Annotated in this window: 28 protein-coding genes; 20 read left to right on the plus strand and 8 right to left on the minus strand. The window is 33.8% G+C overall.

Annotated features, from left to right (window positions below):
- Positions 1 to 23 precede the first annotated feature (23 nt).
- A complete protein-coding gene (locus AC4BBX_RS01350; RefSeq protein ID WP_490454687.1) occupies positions 24 to 1,769 on the minus strand; it encodes an EAL domain-containing protein in 1,746 nt (581 codons plus the stop codon).
- 518 nt (positions 1,770 to 2,287) lie between these two features.
- Here AC4BBX_RS01350 and AC4BBX_RS01355 point away from each other — a divergent pair.
- Positions 2,288 to 2,899: a 3D domain-containing protein gene (locus tag AC4BBX_RS01355; RefSeq protein ID WP_490454688.1), complete on the plus strand. Its 612-nt coding sequence runs from the start codon at positions 2,288 to 2,290 to the stop codon at positions 2,897 to 2,899.
- A 112-nt stretch (positions 2,900 to 3,011) separates the two neighbouring features.
- Here the strand turns inward: AC4BBX_RS01355 and AC4BBX_RS01360 are convergent, their stop codons facing one another.
- Positions 3,012 to 3,470 carry a hypothetical protein gene (locus AC4BBX_RS01360; protein WP_490454689.1) on the minus strand — a complete coding sequence of 153 codons (459 nt, stop codon included), beginning with the start codon at positions 3,468 to 3,470 and terminating at the stop codon, positions 3,012 to 3,014.
- Positions 3,471 to 3,777: 307 nt separating this feature from the next.
- Positions 3,778 to 5,202 carry an ISLre2 family transposase gene (locus tag AC4BBX_RS01365; protein ID WP_490453691.1) on the minus strand — a complete coding sequence of 475 codons (1,425 nt, stop codon included), beginning with the start codon at positions 5,200 to 5,202 and terminating at the stop codon, positions 3,778 to 3,780.
- A 220-nt stretch (positions 5,203 to 5,422) separates the two neighbouring features.
- Between AC4BBX_RS01365 and AC4BBX_RS01370 the strand changes: the two genes are divergently transcribed.
- The 7 genes from AC4BBX_RS01370 to holA all read left to right on the plus strand — a co-directional run bounded on the left by AC4BBX_RS01370 (position 5,423) and on the right by holA (position 12,831).
- Positions 5,423 to 5,689 (plus strand): ACT domain-containing protein, encoded by a 267-nt coding sequence (locus tag AC4BBX_RS01370; RefSeq protein ID WP_490454690.1) that lies wholly within the window; start codon positions 5,423 to 5,425, stop codon positions 5,687 to 5,689.
- A gap of 14 nt (positions 5,690 to 5,703) precedes the next feature.
- Positions 5,704 to 7,053, plus strand: a complete 1,350-nt coding sequence (locus AC4BBX_RS01375) for a PFL family protein (protein ID WP_490454691.1) — start codon at positions 5,704 to 5,706, stop codon at positions 7,051 to 7,053.
- 16 nt (positions 7,054 to 7,069) lie between these two features.
- Complete coding sequence (locus AC4BBX_RS01380) at positions 7,070 to 7,681, plus strand: HAD-IA family hydrolase (RefSeq protein ID WP_490454692.1); 612 nt, start codon at positions 7,070 to 7,072, stop codon at positions 7,679 to 7,681.
- 90 nt (positions 7,682 to 7,771) lie between these two features.
- Entirely contained in the window at positions 7,772 to 8,353 is a 582-nt protein-coding gene (locus AC4BBX_RS01385) for a helix-hairpin-helix domain-containing protein (protein WP_490454693.1), read from the plus strand.
- Positions 8,354 to 9,011: 658 nt separating this feature from the next.
- A complete protein-coding gene (locus AC4BBX_RS01390) occupies positions 9,012 to 9,518 on the plus strand; it encodes a ComE operon protein 2 (protein ID WP_490455739.1) in 507 nt (168 codons plus the stop codon).
- Between the two features lie 190 nt (positions 9,519 to 9,708).
- Entirely contained in the window at positions 9,709 to 11,748 is a 2,040-nt protein-coding gene (locus AC4BBX_RS01395) for a DNA internalization-related competence protein ComEC/Rec2 (RefSeq protein ID WP_490454694.1), read from the plus strand.
- Positions 11,749 to 11,802: 54 nt separating this feature from the next.
- Complete coding sequence (holA, locus tag AC4BBX_RS01400; protein WP_490455740.1) at positions 11,803 to 12,831, plus strand: DNA polymerase III subunit delta; 1,029 nt, start codon at positions 11,803 to 11,805, stop codon at positions 12,829 to 12,831.
- A 44-nt stretch (positions 12,832 to 12,875) separates the two neighbouring features.
- On the opposite strand, the gene rpsT is transcribed toward holA, so the two are convergent.
- From rpsT to AC4BBX_RS01420, 4 genes are all read right to left on the minus strand, one after another.
- Positions 12,876 to 13,130 (minus strand): 30S ribosomal protein S20, encoded by a 255-nt coding sequence (rpsT, locus tag AC4BBX_RS01405; RefSeq protein ID WP_490454695.1) that lies wholly within the window; start codon positions 13,128 to 13,130, stop codon positions 12,876 to 12,878.
- A 288-nt stretch (positions 13,131 to 13,418) separates the two neighbouring features.
- A complete protein-coding gene (locus tag AC4BBX_RS01410; RefSeq protein WP_490454696.1) occupies positions 13,419 to 14,249 on the minus strand; it encodes an undecaprenyl-diphosphate phosphatase in 831 nt (276 codons plus the stop codon).
- Between the two features lie 149 nt (positions 14,250 to 14,398).
- Positions 14,399 to 15,103, minus strand: coding sequence for a histidine phosphatase family protein (locus AC4BBX_RS01415; RefSeq protein ID WP_490454697.1), 705 nt, complete (start codon positions 15,101 to 15,103; stop codon positions 14,399 to 14,401).
- Between the two features lie 11 nt (positions 15,104 to 15,114).
- Entirely contained in the window at positions 15,115 to 15,723 is a 609-nt protein-coding gene (locus tag AC4BBX_RS01420; protein WP_490454698.1) for an MBL fold metallo-hydrolase, read from the minus strand.
- Positions 15,724 to 15,935: 212 nt separating this feature from the next.
- On the opposite strand from AC4BBX_RS01420, the gene AC4BBX_RS01425 reads away from it, so the two are divergent.
- From AC4BBX_RS01425 to AC4BBX_RS01435, 3 genes are all read left to right on the plus strand, one after another.
- Complete coding sequence (locus AC4BBX_RS01425; protein WP_490454699.1) at positions 15,936 to 16,451, plus strand: hypothetical protein; 516 nt, start codon at positions 15,936 to 15,938, stop codon at positions 16,449 to 16,451.
- 86 nt (positions 16,452 to 16,537) lie between these two features.
- Positions 16,538 to 16,906: a phage holin family protein gene (locus AC4BBX_RS01430; RefSeq protein WP_490454700.1), complete on the plus strand. Its 369-nt coding sequence runs from the start codon at positions 16,538 to 16,540 to the stop codon at positions 16,904 to 16,906.
- A gap of 56 nt (positions 16,907 to 16,962) precedes the next feature.
- Positions 16,963 to 19,317: an ATP-dependent DNA helicase gene (locus AC4BBX_RS01435; protein WP_490454701.1), complete on the plus strand. Its 2,355-nt coding sequence runs from the start codon at positions 16,963 to 16,965 to the stop codon at positions 19,315 to 19,317.
- A 22-nt stretch (positions 19,318 to 19,339) separates the two neighbouring features.
- Here the strand turns inward: AC4BBX_RS01435 and AC4BBX_RS01440 are convergent, their stop codons facing one another.
- Positions 19,340 to 19,831: a YajQ family cyclic di-GMP-binding protein gene (locus AC4BBX_RS01440; RefSeq protein WP_490454702.1), complete on the minus strand. Its 492-nt coding sequence runs from the start codon at positions 19,829 to 19,831 to the stop codon at positions 19,340 to 19,342.
- A gap of 149 nt (positions 19,832 to 19,980) precedes the next feature.
- Here AC4BBX_RS01440 and AC4BBX_RS01445 point away from each other — a divergent pair, with 149 nt between their 5' ends.
- The 9 genes from AC4BBX_RS01445 (at position 19,981) to AC4BBX_RS01485 (ending at position 23,820) form a co-directional block, all read left to right on the plus strand.
- On the plus strand, positions 19,981 to 20,316 hold the full coding sequence (locus AC4BBX_RS01445) for a metal-sulfur cluster assembly factor (protein ID WP_490454703.1): 336 nt from the start codon (positions 19,981 to 19,983) through the stop codon (positions 20,314 to 20,316).
- 84 nt (positions 20,317 to 20,400) lie between these two features.
- Positions 20,401 to 20,661, plus strand: a complete 261-nt coding sequence (locus AC4BBX_RS01450; protein WP_490454704.1) for a nucleotidyltransferase domain-containing protein — start codon at positions 20,401 to 20,403, stop codon at positions 20,659 to 20,661.
- Positions 20,652 to 20,951 (plus strand): hypothetical protein, encoded by a 300-nt coding sequence (locus tag AC4BBX_RS01455; RefSeq protein ID WP_490454705.1) that lies wholly within the window; start codon positions 20,652 to 20,654, stop codon positions 20,949 to 20,951. Before AC4BBX_RS01450 ends, AC4BBX_RS01455 begins: the two co-directional genes overlap by 10 nt.
- A gap of 36 nt (positions 20,952 to 20,987) precedes the next feature.
- The gene (locus AC4BBX_RS01460) at positions 20,988 to 21,179 is read left to right on the plus strand and encodes an aminoglycoside adenylyltransferase domain-containing protein (protein WP_490454706.1); all 192 of its coding nucleotides are present in this window, start codon (positions 20,988 to 20,990) and stop codon (positions 21,177 to 21,179) included.
- A gap of 119 nt (positions 21,180 to 21,298) precedes the next feature.
- Positions 21,299 to 22,234: a dihydroorotate oxidase gene (locus tag AC4BBX_RS01465; RefSeq protein ID WP_490454707.1), complete on the plus strand. Its 936-nt coding sequence runs from the start codon at positions 21,299 to 21,301 to the stop codon at positions 22,232 to 22,234.
- A 13-nt stretch (positions 22,235 to 22,247) separates the two neighbouring features.
- The gene (locus tag AC4BBX_RS01470; protein ID WP_490454708.1) at positions 22,248 to 22,757 is read left to right on the plus strand and encodes a GNAT family N-acetyltransferase; all 510 of its coding nucleotides are present in this window, start codon (positions 22,248 to 22,250) and stop codon (positions 22,755 to 22,757) included.
- Between the two features lie 252 nt (positions 22,758 to 23,009).
- Complete coding sequence (locus AC4BBX_RS01475) at positions 23,010 to 23,132, plus strand: hypothetical protein (RefSeq protein ID WP_490454709.1); 123 nt, start codon at positions 23,010 to 23,012, stop codon at positions 23,130 to 23,132.
- A gap of 33 nt (positions 23,133 to 23,165) precedes the next feature.
- On the plus strand, positions 23,166 to 23,366 hold the full coding sequence (locus AC4BBX_RS01480) for a hypothetical protein (RefSeq protein ID WP_490454710.1): 201 nt from the start codon (positions 23,166 to 23,168) through the stop codon (positions 23,364 to 23,366).
- 268 nt (positions 23,367 to 23,634) lie between these two features.
- A complete protein-coding gene (locus AC4BBX_RS01485) occupies positions 23,635 to 23,820 on the plus strand; it encodes a hypothetical protein (RefSeq protein ID WP_490454711.1) in 186 nt (61 codons plus the stop codon).
- Positions 23,821 to 23,835 lie beyond the last annotated feature (15 nt).

The following is a 23,835-nucleotide window of genomic DNA, read 5'->3' on the forward strand; positions in this document are numbered from 1 at the left end:
ACTATTTTGGTTTTTAGTATAAATTAATGAGTCCGTTGCCATTCATTAGAAAATTGATGGAATTCGGAGAGTGGTAAAGCTTTACTAAAGAGATATCCTTGCATATAATTTGCCTGAATTAAACGGGCTAGTTGAGCTTCATTTTCTGTTTCAATGCCTTCACAACAAGTGCGTAAATGTAAACTTTTTGCTAAATCTACAATATGTCGAGCGATAATTCCTTTTTTAGAGTTTTCCTCAACGTTAGTAATAAAAGAAGCATCAATTTTGATAATATCTGCTGGTAGTTCCCCTAACAATGATAGAGCAGAGTGTCCAACTCCAAAATCATCTAAGGCAATCCTAAAACCTCGTCTTTTTAATTCATGCAATATATTAATGGCTAGTTTAGACTGCTCAAATGCTTGATGTTCCGTAATTTCAAAAATAATATTTTGTGGATTTACGTGATATTTTGTTACTAATATTTCAAGTGTTGGTAAAAAATCTGTTTGTTCGGCTTGAGCAACATCCAAGTTAATGGTCACAGTGATTGATTTGTACAGATTATCTCTGAAAACTTTTTCTAAAATCCAATTAGCTAATTCAGATACGCAACTGTGTTCTTCAGCATATTTTGTAATTAAATTTGGTGGAACATAGCCTAGTTCAGAATCATTCCAGCGTAATAGTGCTTCGGCAGCGACAATGTGGTGATCATGATTAAAGATTGGTTGGTAATGTATGTCTAATTCATTATTGGCAATCGCAGATTTTAAACGTTCGACAGTACGTAAGCTATTGATAAATTCTTTTGTCATACATTGTGTATAATAAACGACTTGGTTTGAATCATGTTGTTCTAAACAAATTTCAGCATCTTCTAAAAGAGATTCTAAATTGTTGGTCTCCTTAGGGAAATGTGTAGCTCCTACCTCATAGTTTGGTAAAATCACGTGTTCGTCAATGTGAATCGGCTGTAAAATACAGGATCTAATTTTTTCGATTAATGCTTTGAAATCATCTATATCAGATAGTTCTGTCGCAAGTACAGCGAATATTTCTCTTGATAAACGATAACATTGATAGTTTTTAGGTAATAAGCTATTAATTCTACCAACGGTTTCTAAGGTAACTAATCTTCGGGTTTTTCTGGAGTAAAGAGCAGAAATTTTAGCAATATTACTACAACGAAAAAGGGCAATACCACACGGATCTTCTCGTTTTTCGGCTATTTGTTTGTTTAAATTGTAAGCTATTTGATTGAAATTTGGTAGATTAGTCACACGATCGATGTAGGCAAACCTATCTTTAAAGTCATTGAAATTATTTAACGATTCCGTGTCTAAAAAATATAATGCATATAAAGGCTCTGTATTGGTTTTTAATTGAATTAGTTTAATCCACTGCTTTCGTTTTTTTTCGTGATAATCCAAATAGTCAATGGTTCCCGCCCAATGTCCGTCTGTTGTCGTATGTTGCCAAATATTTTTGACATCAGATTTGTGTAGATTAGCAACCGACAAATCAGTAATTTTTTGACCAAGATATTGGTTAGCATCATTCAGCTGATTTTTTGCCTTGTCATTCATATATATAATTTTTTTATCTTTATCTAAAAGAAAAGTCAAAATAGGAGAAAATTGAACCAATGAAATTAATATTTTAAGTTCAGTAGCAACAGGTTTTGTTTTCTGTAAGGCTTTATCTAATTCTACTGAAAACACGTCTGGATCTGATGAAAAACTGAATGGAAGAAATACATCTTGAAAGAAATATTTATTATCCATCTGCTATGATCCTCCTACCAATTAGTATTTTATAATATACGTTTATTCTACAGTTTTTTCATAAGATATAAAAGCTCAAAATGCGAAAAATGTAAAATAAGATTGTGAGTTATTGTGCTATTAGGATATCTATAAAAGATTTTATCATTTACAGAGTCATAAAAGAATGGATGGTGAATTTTTATGCAATTATAATTTAAAAGTGTAAATCTAAAAATATACCTTTTCTGTCACTGTTCTGATATTATTTTGTCACATTTAAGTAGGGAAGGGATTTCAAAAAGACGAGAAAAGATTCTTCTTAATTGATTCTTAATTAGTTTTATTAAAAAAAAAAGGATAGAAAATTTAATTAGTATTGATCTTTTAGGATTTTAAAAATAGAAGATGACAAAATTTCAATGGATAGTAAACCTGAAATTTTTTGTCATTTTGCTGTCATCCAAAATAAATAATTTCTTGCTATGATTGTCTCAGTTGCTTAGACAACGAAAAATTTTAGCAAGGAGTCTTTAATTATGAAACAACTCAAAACTTTTTTATTAGGAAGCATCACATTACTTGGCTTGCTTGGATTTAGTTCTAAAGCAAGTGCTGAGGAAATAGAACATACAGTTACTTCGAAGGATACTCTTACAGGTATTTCACTAAAATATTTCGGTAACATCGATTACGTGGATTATATTGTAGAAATGAATCAAATTGATAATCCTAATTTGATCTATGATGGGACAACACTTGTTTTTGACACCGAAGTCAATGAGTCGTCTATAAATACAAATGAAGCAACAGTTGCAACGGAATCAAATGAAACAAGTAATGAAAACGAGTACTCAGGAAAAACAATTATGATGGAATCAACTGCTTATAGCTCAGATCCTGCCGATACTTTAGGAGGGGGAACAGTCACTGCCACTGGTCAAAATTTACTAGAAAATCCAATGGCAGTTGCAGTGGATCCAAGTGTAATTCCTTTAGGGACTAGATTGTATGTAGAAGGATACGGAGAAGCAATTGCCAGTGATACAGGTGGCGCAATTAAAGGAAATATTGTTGATGTTCACTTCTCAACCTATGAAGAATGCATTGCATGGGGACGTCGAATGGTTCAAGTAACTATTTTGGACTAGTCAATAATAAAATTTAACTAAAAAAATCCAAGTAGTAGAAGTCGTTAATTAGTGGCTTCTGCTATTTGGATTTTTTATATTGTTAAACGTCTGAGATATCAAAAGAAATCACTCATCTTTCCTCAGATAAAAGATAATAAGCTGCTAACTCTTTCTTGGCTTTTTCGTAGCGTAAGTACTTTATTGATTTTTCTTCAATATCTTTTTCACTAACACCTATTCCAACGATGATTTCTAAACCAAGTCGGTTGGAATTGATATTCCAATAGTCAGTATTTATGTCAAGAATAAATAGAAGTTGCTCTTCTGTTTTTTGATTATATGTATCCCAAAGCTGAAATCCACTTTCTGTTACAGAAAAATAGATTTCAGTCTTTTCTGTACGTTGAATGCTATATACGAAAGGCTGAATTTCACTAAGAGGGATTTTTTTAGTTTGATTCTCTTGAGTGTGGCAAGCATTCAGTCTTTCAAAATTATAGAAAACAGTGTTTAACTTATCGGGAGAAATTTCTGTAAGTATAAAATGTTCATTTAAATAGTTTAAAACATCTTTAGATTCTGAACTCATAATTAACCTCCTAAAAAAGTGAATACGTTTCCTATTTTAACACACTAGGATTTTCGTTGCTTAGGTTAAGATAAATAAGTATGTGTCAATAGTTTTGCGGTAGAAATCTTTTACCATTATTGTTGTTAGATAGTTTAACCTTATTTTTGATTTTATTCTTTTGTCCGGTGCACTTGACAACGAGCCTCCGTCTTTGGATGGCCTGCCGTAAAAAACGCTTCACCATAGATGCGCCAGGCGAATCATTGTCATCCAAAGACGCTCATTATCAAGTGTTCGCAAGCCACCTCACTCTTTTACCCTTTGTTTAGTCTCGTCCTGAAAAAGCTCGTGCTAGTTTACTCATTCCTGTAGAAGATTTTTCGCTCCCAACAATTTTTACCTGATAGGCACCTATATGAGTTTCTCCTTTATTCCATTTTTTAGAAGTCGCTACTCGTACAGCTACTTGTTCTCGTTTTCTTTTTTCAGGTAAGGAAGGACTTGGCGACAAATCTGAAAGAAACCATTCATCTAACTCTTGATTCTTCAAGCTGGCAATGATTCGAAGCATTCCTTCGGCACCTTCGTTTGTCCAATATTTCCCTTGTCCTTTCATTCGGTAGGTATACTGTCTGTGATTGCTTTCGCAGGTACCGATGGTTTTACTTATTCCCTCAGGCAAATTTCGTTGATAGAATGGGCATATCGCTTCCCAATGGCGATCAAGATAGTTTCTTAACTTTCGAACGTGCTCTTGATTTTTAACTGTATCCAATTCGTCCACTAAGCAGCTTTCTGCCGTATCCATGATGACGTGCATTTTATCGTCATCATATTCCTTCCAAATTGCGTCCATCAAAGGCGCTTGGAGTCCTTTCAACCAACCTAAACGTTCTTTCACTTTTCGATTCACATGATACGCATCCAAGAAAAATTCATGTCGTTTACATACGCCTATCAATTCCTCGAACACTGCTTTTTCATAACCTGAACCACCATCACTATTGCTTAATACGACCGTTTCTGATAAATCATACATATTGCCTAGATACTCCATCATTTCCTTTAACGCGGTGAGACGATCCAATGAAACAAAATCTTTTGCATAGATTCTCTGTTTTCGATTCTTTCCGATTTCCACACTGCCTTCGCATACTTGGAAACGATGTCCTTCTAATCTTTTGTTATGTTTTCCTTTGAATATAAACCCATCTCCTTCGATGTATAATACTTTAGGCGTGCGTTTCAGTTGTTTCAATTCAATGTATCGTTCATCTGAAGTTTGTTGCTTTTTTAATTCTTGTCCTGCTTGATTCACCAGTTGGTTCAACTTCTGATGACTAATGGTAAACGGCGCAAATAAGTGAATCGCTAATTCGCCTGTACGGTAGGGAACTTTTGTCGCAAATTCACTTAGATTGCGAACAAGAAGAAGGCTATAACGACCATATTTCTGCCATCCCATGGTTTCATCAAGAGGATAGATTGGTGCTTGATTAGGTTGGATATACCGACGTCGAGTCAGTGAAACTTCTCCAAATGTTGTCACAATGGTACGTGGTAATTTCTTTTCGATTTGATAGCCTTTTTCTTTCATGATTGGAATCAACGACTCATCATATCTTTCAAATGCTTCTCCAACTATTGTTTTAACTGTTTTTTGAATATAAGCACCTAATTGTTTTTCTTTTGAAATATTGTCCATGTCATCCTTTAAAATAGCGACTAAATCATTTATAATTGTATCCATGAAGACCATCCTCTTTTTGTTATAGGCCGCGAAACCTAACATTAAGAATAATGGTCTTCTTTCTTTTTTTCTAGTCCTACCGCAATATATTTTACACTTAGGATAAATAAAAATAGAAAATAGTAAATATGCAACATTAGCCAACAAATATTTATTATTATTGGTTCGAAGAGGACTTAAGGTGTGCTATAATAGAAAAAAAATTAAGGAGGAATGGTTCATGCGAGCTATTTTAACGGTTATTGGAAAAGATAGAGTAGGGATTATTGCTGGGGTTAGTCAAAAGCTATCTGAGCTAGAAATAAACATTGTTGATGTAACACAAACGATTATGCAAGAATATTTTACAATGATGATGATGCTAGAGTTAACTGAACAACCTGATTTTGAGCATATTCGTCAAGAATTGACTAAAGTTGGCGAAGCTTTGGGTGTAAAAATTAGTATTCAAAATGAAGAAATTTTTGAAGCAATGCATAAATTATAATCAGGGGGACCAACATGGAAACAAATCAAATACTTGAAACCATACGAATGGTGGAAGAAGAAAATTTAGATATACGAACAATTACGATGGGGATCTCTTTGTTAGATTGTATGGATGCTGATGCGAATGTTGCCTGTGAAAAGATTTTTAACAAAATCACAACAAAAGCTAAAGATTTGGTCAAAGTTGGCGAAGCGATTGAAATGGAATACGGAATTCCTATCATTAATAAACGAATTTCGGTGACTCCAATCGGTATTATTGCTTCTGCTTCCAAAGCAACAGCGGAAGATTGTGTAAAATTTGCTCATGCTCTGGATCGGGCAGCAACTGAAGTAGGGGTTAACTTCATTGGTGGATACAGTGCCTTAGTAGAGAAAGGTTATCAAGGAGCAGACAAAGCATTGATTGAATCTATTCCTCAAGCTTTGGCAGAAACTTCTTTTGTATGTTCTTCAGTTAATATTGGTTCAACAAAGTCAGGAATTAACATGGATGCCGTCAAATTAATGGGAGAAATTATTAAAAAAACGGCGGAAGCTTCTGATATGGGTTGTGCAAAACTAGTTGTTTTTGCTAATGCTGTTGAAGATAATCCTTTTATGGCAGGTGCTTTTCATGGTGTTGGTGAAGCTGACTGTGTCATTAATGTCGGTGTTAGTGGTCCAGGAGTTGTTAAGCGCGCCTTGGAAAAAGTTAAAGGACAATCTTTTGATGTTGTAGCTGAAACGGTAAAACAAACTGCATTTAAAATTACTCGTATGGGTCAATTAGTGGGACGTGTGGCTTCAGAACGTTTAGATGTTCCTTTTGGGATTGTCGATTTATCTTTGGCTCCTACACCAGCAGTTGGAGACAGTGTGGCGTTGATTTTAGAAGAGATGGGCTTAGAATCTGTTGGTACTCATGGTACAACGGCTGCTTTAGCATTGTTAAACGATGCGGTTAAAAAAGGTGGCGTAATGGCTTGTAATCATGTCGGAGGTTTATCTGGAGCATTTATTCCCGTTTCAGAAGATGCTGGTATGATTAAAGCTGTTCAAAATGGTTTGTTGAATTTAGAAAAATTAGAAGCGATGACAGCTATTTGTTCTGTTGGATTAGATATGATTGCGATCCCTGGAGATACGACTTCTGAGACGATTGCAGCAATGATTGCGGATGAAGCGGCTATTGGTGTGATTAACCACAAGACAACAGCTGTTAGAATTATTCCAGCGAAGGATGCTAAAGTTGGTGATATGATCGAATTTGGTGGTCTATTGGGAACAGCTCCTGTAATGAAAACCAATCCAGCTAAATCGACTGATTTTATTCAACGTGGAGGCAGAATTCCTGCACCAATCCACTCATTTAAAAATTAGAAAGGTTTTTTTATTTATGATTGAGAATTATATTTGGGATTTTGATGGGACACTTTACGATACTTATCCAATTATGTTGGATGCCTATATAAAAACGTTAAAAGGGTATGATATTGAAGCAAATCGTCAAGAAATCTATCAAATTTTAAAAGCAAAATCTTCCGCTTCAGTTGCATCGAAGTACCAGTTAGATTTTGAGGAGTTTGCGACGATTTTTAAGAACCATGAAAAACAAGATCAACGAATTCCAATTTCTTACTTAGGGACCAAAGAAATGTTGGAAAAAATTATCCAATCCGGAAAGAAAAATTATATTATGACTCATCGCACGGTTGCTTCTACCAAAGAGTTGCTCGAAAAAGAAGGAATGTTGGATTTATTTGTAGAGATTGTTGGAACCGAAAATAATTTTGCCCGCAAACCAGATCCAGAAGCATTAAACTATCTGGTAGAGAAATATCAGATGAATCCTGAAAATACTGTAATGATTGGGGATCGTACCATGGATGTGGAAGCAGGAAAAAATGCTGGTATCAAAACTATCTTTTATGATATTGAAAGTATTTTGGAAGACATTTCTGCAGATATTACGGTCAATTCAGTCAAAGAAATGGAAGATTATATTTAAATCTCAGAAAATTTTATAAATTAATAGAAAAAACAGCTTATGAAAAAAAAAAAGCTGTTTTTTTCGTATTTTAAGATAAGGAGGGATTGTATGGAAACAGTAGAAATAATTAAAAAGTACCGGATACAAATTATGGCTATTTTTGGTTTGTTACTAGCTTTCGGTGGGTATCTGCTTTTTTTTAAAGAAGAAGAACCCGATTGGGAAGTAGCACCGCAAGCGACAACTATTTCCAGTGAATTAATTTCAGAGATGATTTTAGTAGATATTAAAGGAGAAATTAAAAATCCTGGTGTTTATGAATTATCGCAAGGGGCCAGAATGCAAGAATTGATTTTAATGGCTGGAGGATTCACTTCTGAAGCAGAAGAAAGACAATTAAACTTAGCGGAACGTTTAGTGGATCAACAGATGGTATATGTACCTAATACAGAAGAGGTTGAACTAGTGACAGAATTACTAGGGAATGAAACGAAAGAATCTTTAATTAATATCAATACTGCGGATATCTCGGAACTACAACAATTAAGTGGAATTGGTCCTGCTAAAGCACAAGCGATTATTGATTATCGAGATGAAAATGGTAAATTTTCTTCTGTGGATGAATTAACTCAAGTCAGTGGTTTTGGTGAAAAAACTTTGGATAAACTAAGAAATTCTATTAAAATTTAAGTGAATTAAAAGTCTATGCGATTAATTTTTCGTTTTAATCACACAATCGCTAACGCAATGTTCGGTGGTGTTCTTTCTTTCAAAATAGGTCTTAAAAGCAGCTAGATATCTTTTTTTTCTAACCAACTATAAATTATTGCGAATAGAAGTACACAAGCGAGAATAGGTCCCAATGAAACAAAACTATGCTCAAACTGATAATGAATGTCAATAAGAAAGTTATACGAATTACCAATCGATCTTAAGAAAAAAGGATAAATAATACTATTTATTTAAACAACTGAAATTTTTTATTAAGAATAAACAAAATAAATGTTATTTGCGTATTTAATAGATGAGTTTGTTAAATTTTTGTTCTTTGAAAATTTCATAATACTATAGTAGTTGCTAAAAATAATATCTAGAGTAAATCTCAAAAGTGTATATTTCAAACGAGAATATCAACTTGGAAAGCATATCCAAAAAAGATGGAGTATGGTAATATCTAGATAAGTTATTTATTAATTTTATAAAAAAAAGCTTTACAATATTTAAGTATGAACAAAAATAGTACAGTCAACAATTTTATTTGAGAAATTAAGTAGCAGCTAAAAAAATACTTTTAAATGGATTATTGAGGAGTTTATAAATGAAAATAGAAGATGAAAAACAATATAGTATGAAGGACTCAACCAGCGATCAAAATAGCGTTGATTCACGTATTCCATGGTCGCAATATTTTATTTCACAAGCGGTTTTGTTAGCGCTAAGAAGTACCTGTACTCGTTTAGAGGTGGGGGCAACTTTGGTAAAAGACAAACGGATTATCGCAGGTGGTTACAATGGATCAGTAAGTGGTGATCATCATTGTATTGATGAAGGATGTTATGTTGTTGATGGACACTGTATTCGAACGATTCATGCAGAGATGAACGCAATTTTACAATGTGCAAAACTAGGAGTCTCAACAGAAGGAGCCGAAATTTATGTGACCCATTTTCCTTGTTTGCCTTGTACAAAAGCTATTTTGCAAGCAGGAATTAAAAAAATCTATTATTTAAATGATTATCACAATAATGAATATGCTTTGGAGTTAATTAAACATGTGGGCGTGGAAGTGGAACAAGTTCATTTGGAGCCTAAATATTTTCAAAAGCTTTCTTTTGGTAGTTTACATGAGAAATAGAACCAATCATCAATGGAAAAACCAGTTGATTTTTCCGTTGGTGGTTGTTAGTTGTTTTATCAATGGTTGGCTGACAAAGCAACCTTTTTTATTTTTAATTAGTGGATATTATATCTTTATACTTTGCTGTAAAAAACAGGTAGCATTATTACTACTCGCTGTTTTTTGCAGTTTTTTTGTGTGGTTACGAATGATTGAAAATCAGCCTCAGACTGTGCCGATGAATGAATTAGTTCAAATAAATTTGACTATTTTTCCTGACACCATTCAAGTGAATGGTGATATTATCACTTTTGAAGCAAAAGCTAAAGAAGGAAAGGTTAGAGCAAGATATCAATTAAATTCATTTGAAGAACAAAAAAGTTGGCAAAAAAGAGGGAATTGGAATAAAACAATAAATGTGACAGGAACTTTTGAAGAAGTTGGCAAGCAACGAAACAAACATAGTTTTGATCCAGAGTCCTATGCTTTTGCGGATAATCAATTAGGAAAGTTGATTATTAAGGATATTTTGAACAGCAAACCATCTAATAGCTTTTATTTAAGAACCATACGAGGAAAAATGATTGATTGGATGGAAGAAAAAATACCATCAAAATTAAGCATTTATATGACTGCTCTACTTCTGGGGTATCGGGATTCTTCTTTTGAGGAGATTCGGGAAATTTATAGTGGAACTGGGATTCTTCATTTTTTCACGATTTCAGGGATGCATGTCTATTTATTTTATGGTTGGTTTTTTAAATTTTTGCGCAGAACTAAGTTAGTATTTTCAGAATTCAGCATGATAGGAGTTGTCATTTTATTTGCTGGAATTGTCATATTTGGTCAATCTGTCAGCGTCTGGCGAGCAACCTTGTTATATTTATTGAGACTAATCTTTAAAGAAAAGCAAATTCATCTTTCGAAAATGGATCGTTTCAGTATTGTTTTATTTTGTCTGCTAATGATACAACCTAAAACTTTATTACAAGTCTCAGGTATCCTTTCTTTGATTATTTCTTGGTTTATATTGATACAACCTATCACTGATATAAATCATCGATTCAAACAATCTCATCGAATTATGATTTTTTCAGCTCCGTTAATTATGTATTATTTTTATGAATTTCCATTATTAGGAGGGTTATTAACTGCTCTAATGGCTCCTGTATTTGCAGGTTTTTTGATGTTGATTTTAGGCTTGTGTGGATTAGTATTATTTCAACTTCCTTATCTGTGGTTAGCTAAATTACTAGTATTTTTATTGGAGCATTTTGAAAAACTCTTAGAAATGACAAAAAAACTTGTGATTCATACTGGAAGTCCGCCACTGATTTTGATGAGTATGACTATTCTAGGTAGTGTACTTTTATTTGAAAAAAAATCAAAATGGTATGCTTTCCCTTTGTTTTTGCTGATATTATTTCAAAAGTTTCCTATACAAACAGTCGTCGCTTTTGTGGATGTCGGTCAAGGGGACAGTATTGTTTTACAAAGCAAATGGAACCAAGAAGTCTATGTGATTGATACGGGTGGTCGTTTATTATTTGAGCGAGAAGCTTGGCAAGAGCGGAATTATCGACCACCGGTGGAGTATAGTTTGTTACCCTATTTAAAAGGGCAAGGTATTGATTCAATTGATGGTTTATTTCTGACTCATGGAGATGCCGATCATATGGGAGATGCGCTGAGACTTATTGAAAAAATTTCCGTAAAAAATGTATATGTGGGTAAGGGGAGCTTGCAACATCAAAGTATTCAAAACCTTAAAAAAAATCTACCAAAAACTACTAACCTTCGAGAAGTGAATGTCAATGAAGTTATTGGGAAACATCCGTCAATAGAAGTTCTCGCTCCCAATTATATAGGAAAAGGTGAGAATGAAGATTCTCTTGTTTTAAAAACAACGATTGGCAAACTTTCTTTTTTATTTATGGGTGATTTGGGAAAAGAAGGGGAACGACAGTTATTAAAGTCATATCCCGATTTGCAAATTGATGTGATGAAACTTGGACATCATGGAAGCAAGACTTCTACAGATCAAGAATTTATTGAAAGAATTCAATTAAAACATGGGATTATTTCTGCTGGTAAAAATAACCGATTTGGACATCCTCATTCTGAAGTCTTGCAGACTTTAGCCGAAACAAACGTTAAAGTATTTCGAACAGACGAGTCAGGAATGATTCGTTATGTTTGGCAGAGGAGTCACACATTTCCTGCCGTTCAAGTTATGATTGAGGACTAGCATTTCTAAGGACTTCGTGATAGGATTACCATTGAAAGAACGGAGGGGAGTAGCATCAATACCCAAGAAGCCTTACAAGAAATTCGTACCAAAAAATTTCATTCTGTTTATTTGATTCTGGGAACGGAAGATTTTTTACAAAATCAGATTAGAGAGAGCTTTTTAACTAGCTTAGAGCTCACTCACGATGATTTGAACTTCGCCCAATTTGATTTAGAACAAGATTCCCTAGATAATGTGTTGGATGAAGCGCAATCGACACCTTTTTTCGGAGATTATCGACTAATTTTTGTTGAAAATCCTTATTTCTTAACAGCAGAGAAAAAAGCCAATGCCCCTGAACAAAATATTGAGGGCTTGTTAGACTATTTAAAAACACCATCGGATACTGCGATTGTTGTTTTTTTTGCAAAATATGAAAAGTTGGATGAACGAAAAAAAGTCAGTAAACAATTAAAAAAAGCAGCTACAGTTGTGGAAGTTCAACCAATGAAAGAGACGGAAGTTCGAAGATATTTGCAACAAATCTTAGACAATGATGGGATTTTGATGGAAAGAGAAGCTTTCGAGCTATTCATTCGATTGACAGATGTTAGCTTGTCAAAAGCAATGCACGAATTAGATAAGTTACGCTTGTATGCAGGAGAGAAAAAACGTATTCCTAAAAAAGCGGTAGAAGAGTTGATTCCCAAATCGTTGGAACATAATGTATTCGATTTGACTAATCATGTGTTAAAGGGGAATACGGAAGCTGCATTGAGATTGTATGAAGATTTGCATACTCAAGGAGAAGAAACAATCAAAATTAACGCGATTTTAATTACACAGCTACGGTTATTGATTCAAACAGCTATTTTGATGAAAGTCGGCTATCAGCAGGGCAATATTGTAGAGACATTAAAAATTCATCCTTATCGAGTAAAATTAGCGATGCAACAAACCAGGAAATTAGACTCGAATTATTTAATGAAATTGTATGATGAATTAATTGAAAATGATTACCTAGTTAAAACAGGACAAATGGAAAAAGAGTTTTTATTCCAGTTATTTGTTTTGAAAACTGGTCAACATTTAAAAAAATAAGAGTAAATAAAAAAAGGAGAAGCAAATGCTTTTCCTTTTTTTGACTATTTAGCGATTTTTTTGCTTAGACGAGATTTGTCGCGGTTAGCTTTGTTTTTGTGGATTAATCCTTTTGACTCAGCCATATCGATTGCTTTCGCAGCATCTTTGTATAACGCATCTACGTTATCAGCACCAGCTTCAACAGCTTGATCAAATTTTTTGATCGTTGTACGCATTGTGCTCAATTGAGATGAATTTTTTGTGTTAGCGACTTCGCTAGTACGTACACGTTTAATTGCAGATTCAATGTTTGGCATTTGTTTCACCTCCGAATAAAAAGTTATTATACGAAAAACGTATAAATCAACACTAGTCATTATACATAAACAAAAGGGTCATTGCAATAATAAGTCGTAAAGAATTTTTACTTAACAGAAAAAAATTACTATTTACAGTAAAACCAGAGTGAAAATTTCAGCTGCTCTATCAAAAAAAGTTTTTCTTGTCTATTTTTAATTCGAATAACTAAAGATAAAACCTATAGTGAAAGAATCGAAAAAAAGAATCAAAAACCTGTAAATAAAGGTTTTTGATTCTTTAGAAATTTACATGAAAAATGCCGAATAACCGATTAAGATAATTCCCAATACGATACGATACCAACCAAATACAGTAAAATCATTTTTCTTAATATAATTCATCAAGAATTTAATCGCAATAATTGAGACAATGAAGGAAACAAAGGTACCGACAAATAGAATAATAATTCCTTCCATATCAAAGGTATTACCATCAATGATAAATTTGCCCACTTTTAAAAGACTAGCACCAAACATTGTTGGAATTCCTAAGAAGAACGAAAACTCCGCTGAAACAAAACGAGAAGCACCAATAATAATTCCGCCAAGAATAGTTGCTCCAGAGCGAGAGGTACCAGGAATAAGAGCCAGCACTTGGAACATCCCGACCATTAATGCAAATCGATAAGTAATGTCATTAAGATTGGTAATTTTTGGTTCACGTGTCTTATTTTTTTTCTCAACAATAATAAAGGCGATTCCGTAAACAATCAACATAATTGCGACGGGTAAAAATTTATGGAAATGTTCATCTAACCAATTATCTAAAGGTAAGCCAATAATCACAGATGGAATAATCGCTACGACAACTTTAAACCATAAGGACCAAGTATCTTTTTTCTCTTCTTTCGATTTTGAAAGAGCAAAGGGATTCAATTTATTAAAATATAATACAACAACGGCCAAAATAGCTCCTAATTGAATCACCACATTAAACATCGTCATAAAGGCTTCGCTAGCATTCAATTTGATAAATTCATCAGCCAAAATTAAATGACCAGTACTGCTGATTGGCAACCATTCAGTAATTCCTTCAATAATTCCTAGAATGATTGCTTTGATAGTATTCTCAAACATTTTATACATCCTTTCATTTCTTAATAACATGAATAAGTATACCTTTTCTGGTTTAGATTACCAACATTTTTACAAAAAAAAAAAGCAAACCTTTGTGTTTGCTTCTTGAAATGCTTAGTTTATCCATTCTATAATCATAAATAACTAACTTAACTTAAGAAATTTTTAGCAATTTCTTTTCCTTGGGCCTTATACAACACTGAACCAACTTCCTCACAGTTGAATCGTCCATTTTCATAAGTTAAACGAGTCACCGAGCCATTGTCCAAGTCCATACGAATGTTGTTTTCTTCTTTTACTAAATTTAATAAAAAGGCAATCGTTAAACCATGAGAGACAATCAAGGCATTTCCTCCACCATTTTTTTCCACTCGATGAGCAATATCTTCGAACCCTGTTAAAACACGATTTCTTAATTCCTCGTATGTTTCCGCCCAATTGGCTGTGTCTGCTTGATAAATGGCTTCACATATTTCTTTAAAACTGATATCTTTTTCTACCATCTGATCATAGTCAGGAAAATCTAAGATTCGTGGCAAGACGCCCCACATTTCGGCATCATAAGCTCCTTCTAACGAACCAAAACACCATTCGCGAATTCGTTGATCTACTCTGTAAGGCAATTCTGCACCTTGAGGATGTTCACTTAAGAGAATTCGCATGGTTTCGATTGCTCGACCACTGTCACTAGAAACAGCTTCGACAAAATCTATATCTTTTAAGCCATGGGATAAATCTTGAATTCCTGCGACTCCGAATTTTGTCAAAGGTGTATCACACCAGCCTTGCACACGTTGTAAAGTATTAAACATAGTTTTGCCGTGTCTGACGATATACAGTTCAGTTTTTGTCATCTTTTTTCCTCCTAATGATTAAAAAATGGGTTCGTTTGCTTTTCGTGTCCAATTGTCGTAGCAGGACCATGACCTGGATAAACAGTTAATGAATCATCTAAGGTAAATAATTGAGTTTTAATACTTGCTAAGAGCTGTTCTAGGTTCCCTGTATAAAGGTCGGTTCGACCAATGCTACCGTTAAAAAGAGCGTCGCCAGCAATCACAAAGTCATCAAAAATAAAACTAACACTACCAATGGAATGACCAGGTGTTGGAACCACTTTAAAGTGGATTGTTCCAATAACATACTCTTTCATTTCCCATTCAAATTCTGCAGGTCTAGCCGTAATCATTAGTGATCCAGATAAATTGAGTTGAGAATCTTGTAACCAAGTCTTTTCTAAGGGGCTAACATAGACAGGAACTTGGTAAAAATCTCGTAATTCATCCACAGCGCCAATATGATCGAAATGCGTGTGGGTGAGTAGAATAGCCACAGGTGTACTTTCGGTTTGTTTGATTGCTTGGAGGATCTTTTCACTGTCTGCTCCAGGGTCAACAATCAGTAAATCATGCTCAGTCCAGACAAGGTAACAATTTTCTTCAATGGTTCCAGTTGTAATTTTTGCGATGTTCATAGAAAACCTCCTCTATTTGTTCTTAAGTCAAGTATAACTGATACCAACAATTCTCACAAAAAAAATATCGGAGTTTAGCAGAAAGAGTGAGAGTTTTTCTAAAATCTGATTAAAGTTTTCTTCCGAAAATAAAAATTGCATGAAAATTGAAGCAAAAGAAAATATTTGTCTACATGATTTTGATATACTACCTCTAGATAGGAGGGATTCAGTTGAAAAAAGTCTATTCCATATTTATTATAAGTGCTTGTCTTTGGTTATTTACGGCTTGTAGAAATAGTCCGGAAGTAATTGATACAACGGAAGCATTAGTTGTTGAGAGTATTGAACTTTCTAAAGTTGATGGACCAACCAATGTACTTTTTGTTCAAAAAAATAATAATGGATTCCCTCAAAGTCAAGGAGTGTATGATTATCACAATGGCGATTTGACGATTGTAAAACAATATATTCCTAAACGTCAGCAAAAAGAATACCCTTCGCTTCAAGAAATACAGCTTAATCCAATTAAAACGGATTTTGAAAATACCTTTACTGAGATAGTATGGGCCAGTGATCCTTATCAAGTCTACGAGGAAACTCAAAAAGACACATTACTTGCAATTGATGAAGAGAAAATTGAATTTTATTATCAAGAGTTCCAGAAAATTTTCTATTTTGATAAAGAAGACAAAACAATTGTTAGAGATGATAATTATGTAGAATATACCGTCCAATATGACGATTAATTAGGAGCAGAAAATTGATTTTAATCAATTTTTCTGTTCCATTTTTATTCTTTTATTCGTTACTAGAATAAAAGGAGGAAAAAACTATGGAAATTTTTTTTAAGCGAATTGAGAGTTCGAATATTTTGTATGTCTTGTCATTATTAGGAATCGCGATGGTGATTGATTTTTTTAGTGGGATTATCGTAGCTTTCATCAAAAACGAAGTCACTTCTAAAATTGGCATACATGGGATTTTGCGGAAGATTGCAAGTATGGTTTTACTGGTATTTTTCTTACCAATAGCTTACCTTTTACCGAGTCATTCTGGTGTCTTAATGCTTTATGTATTGTATACTGGCTATTTACTTTTAGAGATTCAATCCATTTTAGAAAATTACCAAAAACTGGGAATTCAAATTGAATTTTTTGTGACAGTGCTTGAACAGTTAAAAGAGCTACTAAAGAAAAAGTAAAGCCTATACTTTTTTTGGTAAAGCTCTATAATAAGAAGTTGAAGAAGGTGAGATTCATGCATAGAGGAAAAATAGCGGTTCGAAAATTAGTAGAATTTATTTTACGTAAAGGAAGTATTGATAACCGTAAAGTCAGTAACCACACAGCACAAGAAGGTGCTCGTATTCATCGTAAGATTCAAAAAGAGAGTGGTGATGGCTATCAGAAAGAAGTATTTCTCAAAATAGAAACAAAAGTAAATAAAGATACGATTATTGTTGAAGGTCGTGCAGATGGAGTTTTTGAGAAAAATGGAAATTGGATAGTAGATGAAATTAAAACTTCCGAAGTGCAATTTGAAGACTTACCAAAAGACCAAATCGAGCTCTTTTTTTATCAGGGGATGGTTTATGCTTATATTTATGCTTTAGATCACGAATTGGATGAGATCAATGTGCAACTAACCTATTATCAAACGGTAGAAGAGTTGATTACTAGAGAAGTACGTCATTTCTCATTAGCCTATTTAACTACTTTTTTCAAAGAGTTACTGGAAGAATACCATAAGTGGTTATTGTTCCAAGAAAATTGGCGTAGAATTAGAAATACAAGTTTACAAGAGCTGCTGTTTCCATATGGTGAATATCGAAAAGGCCAACGTGAATTAGCAGTGGCCGCCTACAAAACGTTACGTAATCAGCAACGTCTATTTGTTGAAGCGCCCACAGGTACAGGGAAAACAATTTCCACTTTATTTCCAGCCTTTAAAGCTCTAGGTGAAGAAAGAGCTGATCGTGTTTTTTATCTGACCGCCAAAACGATTACTCGACAAGTTGCAGAAGATGCTATTACTGCTTTGAGTGAAAAAGGGGCGCAAGCCAAAAGTGTGACCTTAACAGCCAAAGACAAAATTTGTTTTTTGGATGAACGAAAGTGCAATCCGGATGATTGCATTTACGCAAATGGTTATTACAACCGGATCAATGAAGGTTTATGGGATTTGCTCAATCATGAGAATCAATTTACCCGACCAATTATTGAAGAGTATGCCAAAAAACACCAATTATGTCCTTTTGAATTATCTTTAGATGTTAGTTTATTTTGTGATGTCATCATCGGTGATTATAATTATTTGTTTGATCCGACAGTCTATTTGCGCCGTTTTTTTGAAGAACCCGAAGAGGAATATTATTTTTTAGTTGATGAAGCACATAATTTAGTCAATCGATCAAGAGAAATGTACTCAGCGACCCTACAACAGTCAGTTTTTAAAGAGTTGAAAAGAGAATTACCAGATCAGTATAAAAAATTTCATCGAGTGATTAATAAAGTCAATCGTGAATTTAATTTGATTAAAAAAATTGCTGAAGAAGATGGTTGGACCTATCATCATCAACAACCGGCAGCAGAAGGGCTTTTGGATCAGTTGTTTAAATTTAGTGAGGTTACTAAAGAATGGTTAGCAGCTAACCCAGAAGACGCTGCCCAAGAAAAAGTCTTGTCTGTTTATTTTGACAGCCTACATTTTTTAAAGATTAGTGAATTCTACGATGATCATTATGAAACAACCATTGAAATTACATCCTATGATATGTTAATCCGTCAATTTTGTATTGAACCGGCACCATTTTTAGAAAATCGTTTGGATAAAGGAGTTAGTAGTTTGCTTTTTTCTGCAAGTTTCAGCCCGATTTCTTACTATCAAGATACTTTAGGTGGTGGAGAGGAAGCCTTGCGTTATCGTTTGGAAAGTCCTTTTCCAATTGAAAATCAACGAATTTTGGTGGCTAACTACATTCAAACCACCTATCAAAAACGGCAAGAAAGTTTGCCTTTAATCATTGAAGCGATTATGTCGATGGTAGTTGAAAAAACAGGAAATTATTTAATCTTTTTTCCTTCATATCAATATATGGATGACGCGTATGCCTTATTCAAGGATTTATTTCCTCAAGTTAAAACAATTATTCAAGATTCAAAAATGAACGAAAGTGAGCGAGAGGCTTTTTTAACTAATTTCGTGGAAGCCCCTACCGAAAACTTTGTTGGATTTTGTGTTTTAGGAGGGATTTTTTCAGAAGGAATCGATTTGAAAGGCAGTCGATTGATTGGAAGTGCGATAGTAGGTGTCGGACTCCCTCAAATTAATCATGAACAAGAATTAATCAAAGAATATTTTGATGAACGCAATCATCAAGGCTTTGAATACGCCTATCAATTACCCGGGATGAATAAAGTTCTACAAGCTGCTGGACGAGTAATCAGAGATTTAACTGATCAAGGAGTTGTTTTATTATTAGATCAACGATTCACCTCTCCAAGATATCGACAGTTGTTTCCACCACATTGGCAACAAGCCAAGATTTGCTACAAACCTCAAGAATTGGTCAAAGAACTAAAATTGTTTTGGCAAGAGAAAAACCATCTGTAATTGACCACAGATGGTTTTTAGTTTAGCGATAGTTTGTAAATTGTAATTCAATCGGTAAATCAAGTTTTCTCAATAATTGAATGACTTCTTGTAAATCATCTCTGTTTTTACCTGTTATGCGGATTTGATCGTCTTGAATTTGTGCTTTGACTTTAATTTTAGAATTTTTAATCGCAGTAGTTACTTTCTTAGCATTTTCTTTATCAATCCCACTAACTAAATCAGCGTGTTGTCGAGCTTTGGCACCTAAAGCATGTTCGGTTTCTGAGAAATGGATATTTTTAGTAGGTACGCCACGTTTCACGAATTTCCCCATCAGTACATCTTTGATTTGTTCTAACTTAAAATCATCATCCCCCACAATGGTTAATTTCTGATTATCAAATGAGATGTCTACAGTCGAACCTTTAAAGTCAAAACGATTTTTTAATTCTTTTAAGGTCATTTGAATTGCATTTTTTACTTCTTCCATATTCATTTCCGAAACTACATCAAAACTGGCATCTTTTGCCATAAGTATTTCCTCCTTTAAAAATTTCATTACTGCTAGTATATCATTTTTCTTTCAATGAATCGCTGATTTTGTGGATTGCAATTTCAAAGATTTACAAATGCCTAGAAACAAGGTATTATTTCAATAGAACAAAATGAGGAGGGAATGAGATGAGCGAAACAAGAACACAAGAAGAAGTGGAAGAAATTAAAGATCGCATCTTAACTGCCTTGGAAACAGTTATTGACCCGGAATTAGGGATTGATATTGTTAATTTAGGTTTGATATATGACGTTGCTTTTGATGGCGAGACCGGTGAGTCTATCATCAAAATGACACTGACTACCATGGGTTGTCCTTTAGCGGATGTTATTACTGAAGAAATTCATGACGCACTAAAAGATGTACCAGAAGTAGAAAAAATTGAAGTAAAATTAGTGTGGTATCCAGCTTGGACGACTGATAAAATGAGTCGTTATGCACGGATTGCTTTGGGGATTAGATAGAATAGGCTTTAAATGAAAGACTTTCTAACTTGTTTTTTACAAGTTGAAAAGTCTTTTTTACTAATATAACTGGAATGGAGTACCATGAATAATCGAACGAATCAATTATTGAAGTTTTTATCTAAGGGTTATGCAGGCATTTTGAAGGCAAATCTAGTTGGAATTTTTTTGCATGGATCTTATGTTTTAGGAAGTTACAATGAACAGATAAGTGACTTAGACTATTTAGTTGTGGTTCATCAAAAGCTAAAAGATTTTGAAAAAATTGAATTAATGGACTATACGTTAGAAAAGCTACTTCTTTTGGCTCCCAATAAAGGACGGAATTTCATATCTTGGAACTGACTAAGACACAAGGATCTAAGTTTCCTATGTCTTTTGATTTTCATTATTCAAATATGCATAAATTTAGCTATTTGGAGAATAGGCAAGATTTTATAAATAGCATGCAAGGTCAGGATGAAGATTTGGCTGCTCATATCATGATAACTAGATTATATGGTGAAATATTGATAGGTACTCCGATTAAAAATGTATTTGGCACAGTTGATAGGGAAATCTTTTTGAAAAGTATTTTTTCAGATATTAGTGATGCTGAAGCAAATATAGTAAAAGAACCTATGTATTTCATTTAAAATTTATGCAGAGTCTTAGCCTTTAAATCAGACAATTTGGTTCTTTCGAAAAAAGCTGGTGGACAATGGGGATTAAAGAATCTACCCATAAAATATAAAAAGCTCATTAAGTTAGCATTAGCTGATTACACGGGTGATTCATTAGTTTCTGCTAGTTATAATACTGAGGAGTTAAAGAAGTTTGCCAGAGATTTGATTGCATTAATTTTTGATGATTCTAAAGAATGATGAATGATTTTATTGATTTTGTCTATTGATAAAGATAAACTAATAAAAAGAATCTACAGCATTATCTTGTGGACTTTGTTGCTAAGAAAGCAGCGTGGAAAATTGAGGAGGAGTAATAGATGTTAGAAACAAATTTTGTTGATTATAATTTTGAAAATCCTTTTATGAATGCTTCAGGTGTTCATTGTATGACTCATAAGGAAATGGACGAATTGTCTGAATCTGTGGCAGGTGCTTTTGTAACGAAAAGTGCAACGATGGAACACCGTGATGGGAATCCTGAACCACGTTATTTCGATTTATCATTAGGAAGCATCAATTCTATGGGTTTACCGAATTTTGGTTTGCCGTATTATTTGGAGTATGCATTGGATCGTCAAGAAAAATTTGAAACACCTATGTTTTTCTCGATTGCCGGAATGAGTGTAGAAGAAAATATTGAAATGTTAAAAGTAATTCAAGAAAGTGACTATAACGGAATCACTGAATTAAATTTATCTTGTCCTAACGTTCCTGGAAAACCTCAAGTTGCTTATGATTTTCCGCTGACAGAAGAAATCTTAACCAAGGTGTTTAGTTTTTTTACAAAACCTCTAGGAATAAAATTACCCCCTTACTTTGACTTAGCTCATTTTGATGAAATGGCAGCTGTTTTGAATAAGTTTCCACTAACTTACGTGAACTCTGTGAATTCAGTTGGAAATGCACTTTATATTGATGTTGATGAAGAGTCAGTGGTGATTAAACCCAAAGATGGTTTTGGAGGTTTAGGTGGCGAATATATCAAGCCAACTGCTTTGGCAAATGTTCGTGCCTTTTATACTCGCTTAAATCCAAGTATTAAAATTATCGGTACTGGTGGAATTAAAAACGGAAAAGATGCCTTTGAACACTTACTATGCGGTGCAACAATGTTACAAATTGGAACAGAGCTGCATAAAGAAGGTCCAGCAATTTTTGAACGTATTACTAGAGAGTTACAAGAAATTATGACTGCCAAAGGATATACTAGCGTTGATGAATTCCGTGGAAAGTTAAAATCAATTACCGATTAGAGAGGATAGTAATATGGAGTTTAGAAGAGCCGAGCTAACTGATTTACCAGAAGTAATGAAAATAGTAACAGATGCGATTCATCTTTTAGGAAGTCAAGGATCCCCTCAGTGGCAAGCTGGGTACGGTCCTGATGAGGAAAAAATCAGAACTGATATCGTAAATCAGGAATTATATGTACTAGTTAAAGAGGAAATATTAGGAATAATCGCTTTAGTGTCGGGCGTGGATCCAGTTTATTCAGCAATCAAAAATGGTAGTTGGATTGGCAATGGACCATACGTTTCCTTGCATCGAGTGGCAGTTGCTATTAAATCTTCTGGTAAAGGAGTTGCTAAACAACTATTGCGTCACTCTATTGATGAATGTATCAAAATTGGAATCATCGACATCCGAATTGATACTCATGAATTAAATATTGGGATGCAAAAAGCTATTTTAGCGTGTGGTTTTGAATTCCGAGGTGAAGTATGTTTCCCTATTCCTCATGGAGAAAGAAAAGCCTATCAATTTATTCCTAAATAAGAATAGCTTACACGGATTTGTCCTTGGTAGTTTCATTTTTTTCTACTAAAACATAATCTCAGTCTTGTCACCGGTTAAAAGTCTTTTTAAGATAAGAAACGAAAAAAACGCTTAAAAAAGAAAAAGATTACTAAAAAATAATTTAAAAATATTATTGAGAGATATGAAGCAATGATAGAACATCCTGAGATTAATGAATGAACGTTTTTTTATCTAGAAGAAGAAACAATTCTAAAAAGAGAGGAGAATAATATGGAATTTAGAAGAGCCGATTTGACTGATTTACCAGAAGTAATGAAAATAGTAACAGATGCGATTCATCTTTTAGAGAGACAAGGAACACCTCAATGGCAAGCTGGGTACAGTCCTGATTAGGAAAAAATCAGAACGGATATCGTAAATCATGAGTTGTACGCACTGGTTGAAAAAGAAATATTAGGAATGATTGCTTTAGTTCAAGGGATTGATCCATTTTATACAGCTATCAAGAATGGTAGTTGGTTAGGCAATGACACCTATGTTTCTTTACATCGAGTAGCAGTAGCTATTGATGCATCGGGTAAAGGCATAGCAAAAAACTTTTGCATTATTCTATTGAAGAAAGTATAAAACATGGACTGACAGATATTCGAATTGACACCCATGAATTAAATATAGGTATGCAAAAAGCTATTTTAGCTAGTGGATTTGAATTTCGAGGGGAACTTTATTTTCCTATGCCTCACGGGGAAACACAAGCATATCAATTTATTGCGAAATAAAAAATTTTTTTAGAGTTCAATCCTAATACTCAAATTTTTCCTATTAAAAGCTATTTTCAGACTTGTCACCAGATAAAAGTCTTGTTAAGATAGGAAACGAAAAGGACGGTGCAAGGATGAAAAAACGTTTAAAAAAGAAAAAAGCTTATAAGAAATACATTAAAGATATTTTTGAGGGATATGAAGCGATGCTAGAAAATCCTGAGATCAATGAATTGAAGTTTTCTTATCTAAAAGAAGAAACGATCCTGAAAAGAGACGACGAACGAAACATTCGTTTTAGAACTAGAGATGCTGTCTAAATAAAAAAAGGAAAG

Source organism: Enterococcus sp. AMC1157, assembly GCF_058216555.1.

Excerpts from the sequence above, each read along its gene's own strand:
- AC4BBX_RS01350 (WP_490454687.1), bottom strand. The coding sequence starts at position 1,769 with ATGGATAATAAATATTTCTTTCAAGATGTATTTCTTCCATTCAGTTTT.
- AC4BBX_RS01355 (WP_490454688.1), top strand. The coding sequence starts at position 2,288 with ATGAAACAACTCAAAACTTTTTTATTAGGAAGCATCACATTACTTGGC.
- AC4BBX_RS01360 (WP_490454689.1), bottom strand. The coding sequence starts at position 3,470 with ATGAGTTCAGAATCTAAAGATGTTTTAAACTATTTAAATGAACATTTT.
- AC4BBX_RS01365 (WP_490453691.1), bottom strand. The coding sequence starts at position 5,202 with ATGGATACAATTATAAATGATTTAGTCGCTATTTTAAAGGATGACATG.
- AC4BBX_RS01370 (WP_490454690.1), top strand. The coding sequence starts at position 5,423 with ATGCGAGCTATTTTAACGGTTATTGGAAAAGATAGAGTAGGGATTATT.
- AC4BBX_RS01375 (WP_490454691.1), top strand. The coding sequence starts at position 5,704 with ATGGAAACAAATCAAATACTTGAAACCATACGAATGGTGGAAGAAGAA.
- AC4BBX_RS01380 (WP_490454692.1), top strand. The coding sequence starts at position 7,070 with ATGATTGAGAATTATATTTGGGATTTTGATGGGACACTTTACGATACT.
- AC4BBX_RS01385 (WP_490454693.1), top strand. The coding sequence starts at position 7,772 with ATGGAAACAGTAGAAATAATTAAAAAGTACCGGATACAAATTATGGCT.
- AC4BBX_RS01390 (WP_490455739.1), top strand. The coding sequence starts at position 9,012 with ATGAAGGACTCAACCAGCGATCAAAATAGCGTTGATTCACGTATTCCA.
- AC4BBX_RS01395 (WP_490454694.1), top strand. The coding sequence starts at position 9,709 with ATGATTGAAAATCAGCCTCAGACTGTGCCGATGAATGAATTAGTTCAA.
- rpsT (WP_490454695.1), bottom strand. The coding sequence starts at position 13,130 with ATGCCAAACATTGAATCTGCAATTAAACGTGTACGTACTAGCGAAGTC.
- AC4BBX_RS01410 (WP_490454696.1), bottom strand. The coding sequence starts at position 14,249 with ATGTTTGAGAATACTATCAAAGCAATCATTCTAGGAATTATTGAAGGA.
- AC4BBX_RS01415 (WP_490454697.1), bottom strand. The coding sequence starts at position 15,103 with ATGACAAAAACTGAACTGTATATCGTCAGACACGGCAAAACTATGTTT.
- AC4BBX_RS01420 (WP_490454698.1), bottom strand. The coding sequence starts at position 15,723 with ATGAACATCGCAAAAATTACAACTGGAACCATTGAAGAAAATTGTTAC.
- AC4BBX_RS01430 (WP_490454700.1), top strand. The coding sequence starts at position 16,538 with ATGGAAATTTTTTTTAAGCGAATTGAGAGTTCGAATATTTTGTATGTC.
- AC4BBX_RS01435 (WP_490454701.1), top strand. The coding sequence starts at position 16,963 with ATGCATAGAGGAAAAATAGCGGTTCGAAAATTAGTAGAATTTATTTTA.
- AC4BBX_RS01440 (WP_490454702.1), bottom strand. The coding sequence starts at position 19,831 with ATGGCAAAAGATGCCAGTTTTGATGTAGTTTCGGAAATGAATATGGAA.
- AC4BBX_RS01445 (WP_490454703.1), top strand. The coding sequence starts at position 19,981 with ATGAGCGAAACAAGAACACAAGAAGAAGTGGAAGAAATTAAAGATCGC.
- AC4BBX_RS01450 (WP_490454704.1), top strand. The coding sequence starts at position 20,401 with ATGAATAATCGAACGAATCAATTATTGAAGTTTTTATCTAAGGGTTAT.
- AC4BBX_RS01465 (WP_490454707.1), top strand. The coding sequence starts at position 21,299 with ATGTTAGAAACAAATTTTGTTGATTATAATTTTGAAAATCCTTTTATG.
- AC4BBX_RS01470 (WP_490454708.1), top strand. The coding sequence starts at position 22,248 with ATGGAGTTTAGAAGAGCCGAGCTAACTGATTTACCAGAAGTAATGAAA.
- AC4BBX_RS01475 (WP_490454709.1), top strand. The coding sequence starts at position 23,010 with ATGGAATTTAGAAGAGCCGATTTGACTGATTTACCAGAAGTAATGAAA.
- AC4BBX_RS01485 (WP_490454711.1), top strand. The coding sequence starts at position 23,635 with ATGAAAAAACGTTTAAAAAAGAAAAAAGCTTATAAGAAATACATTAAA.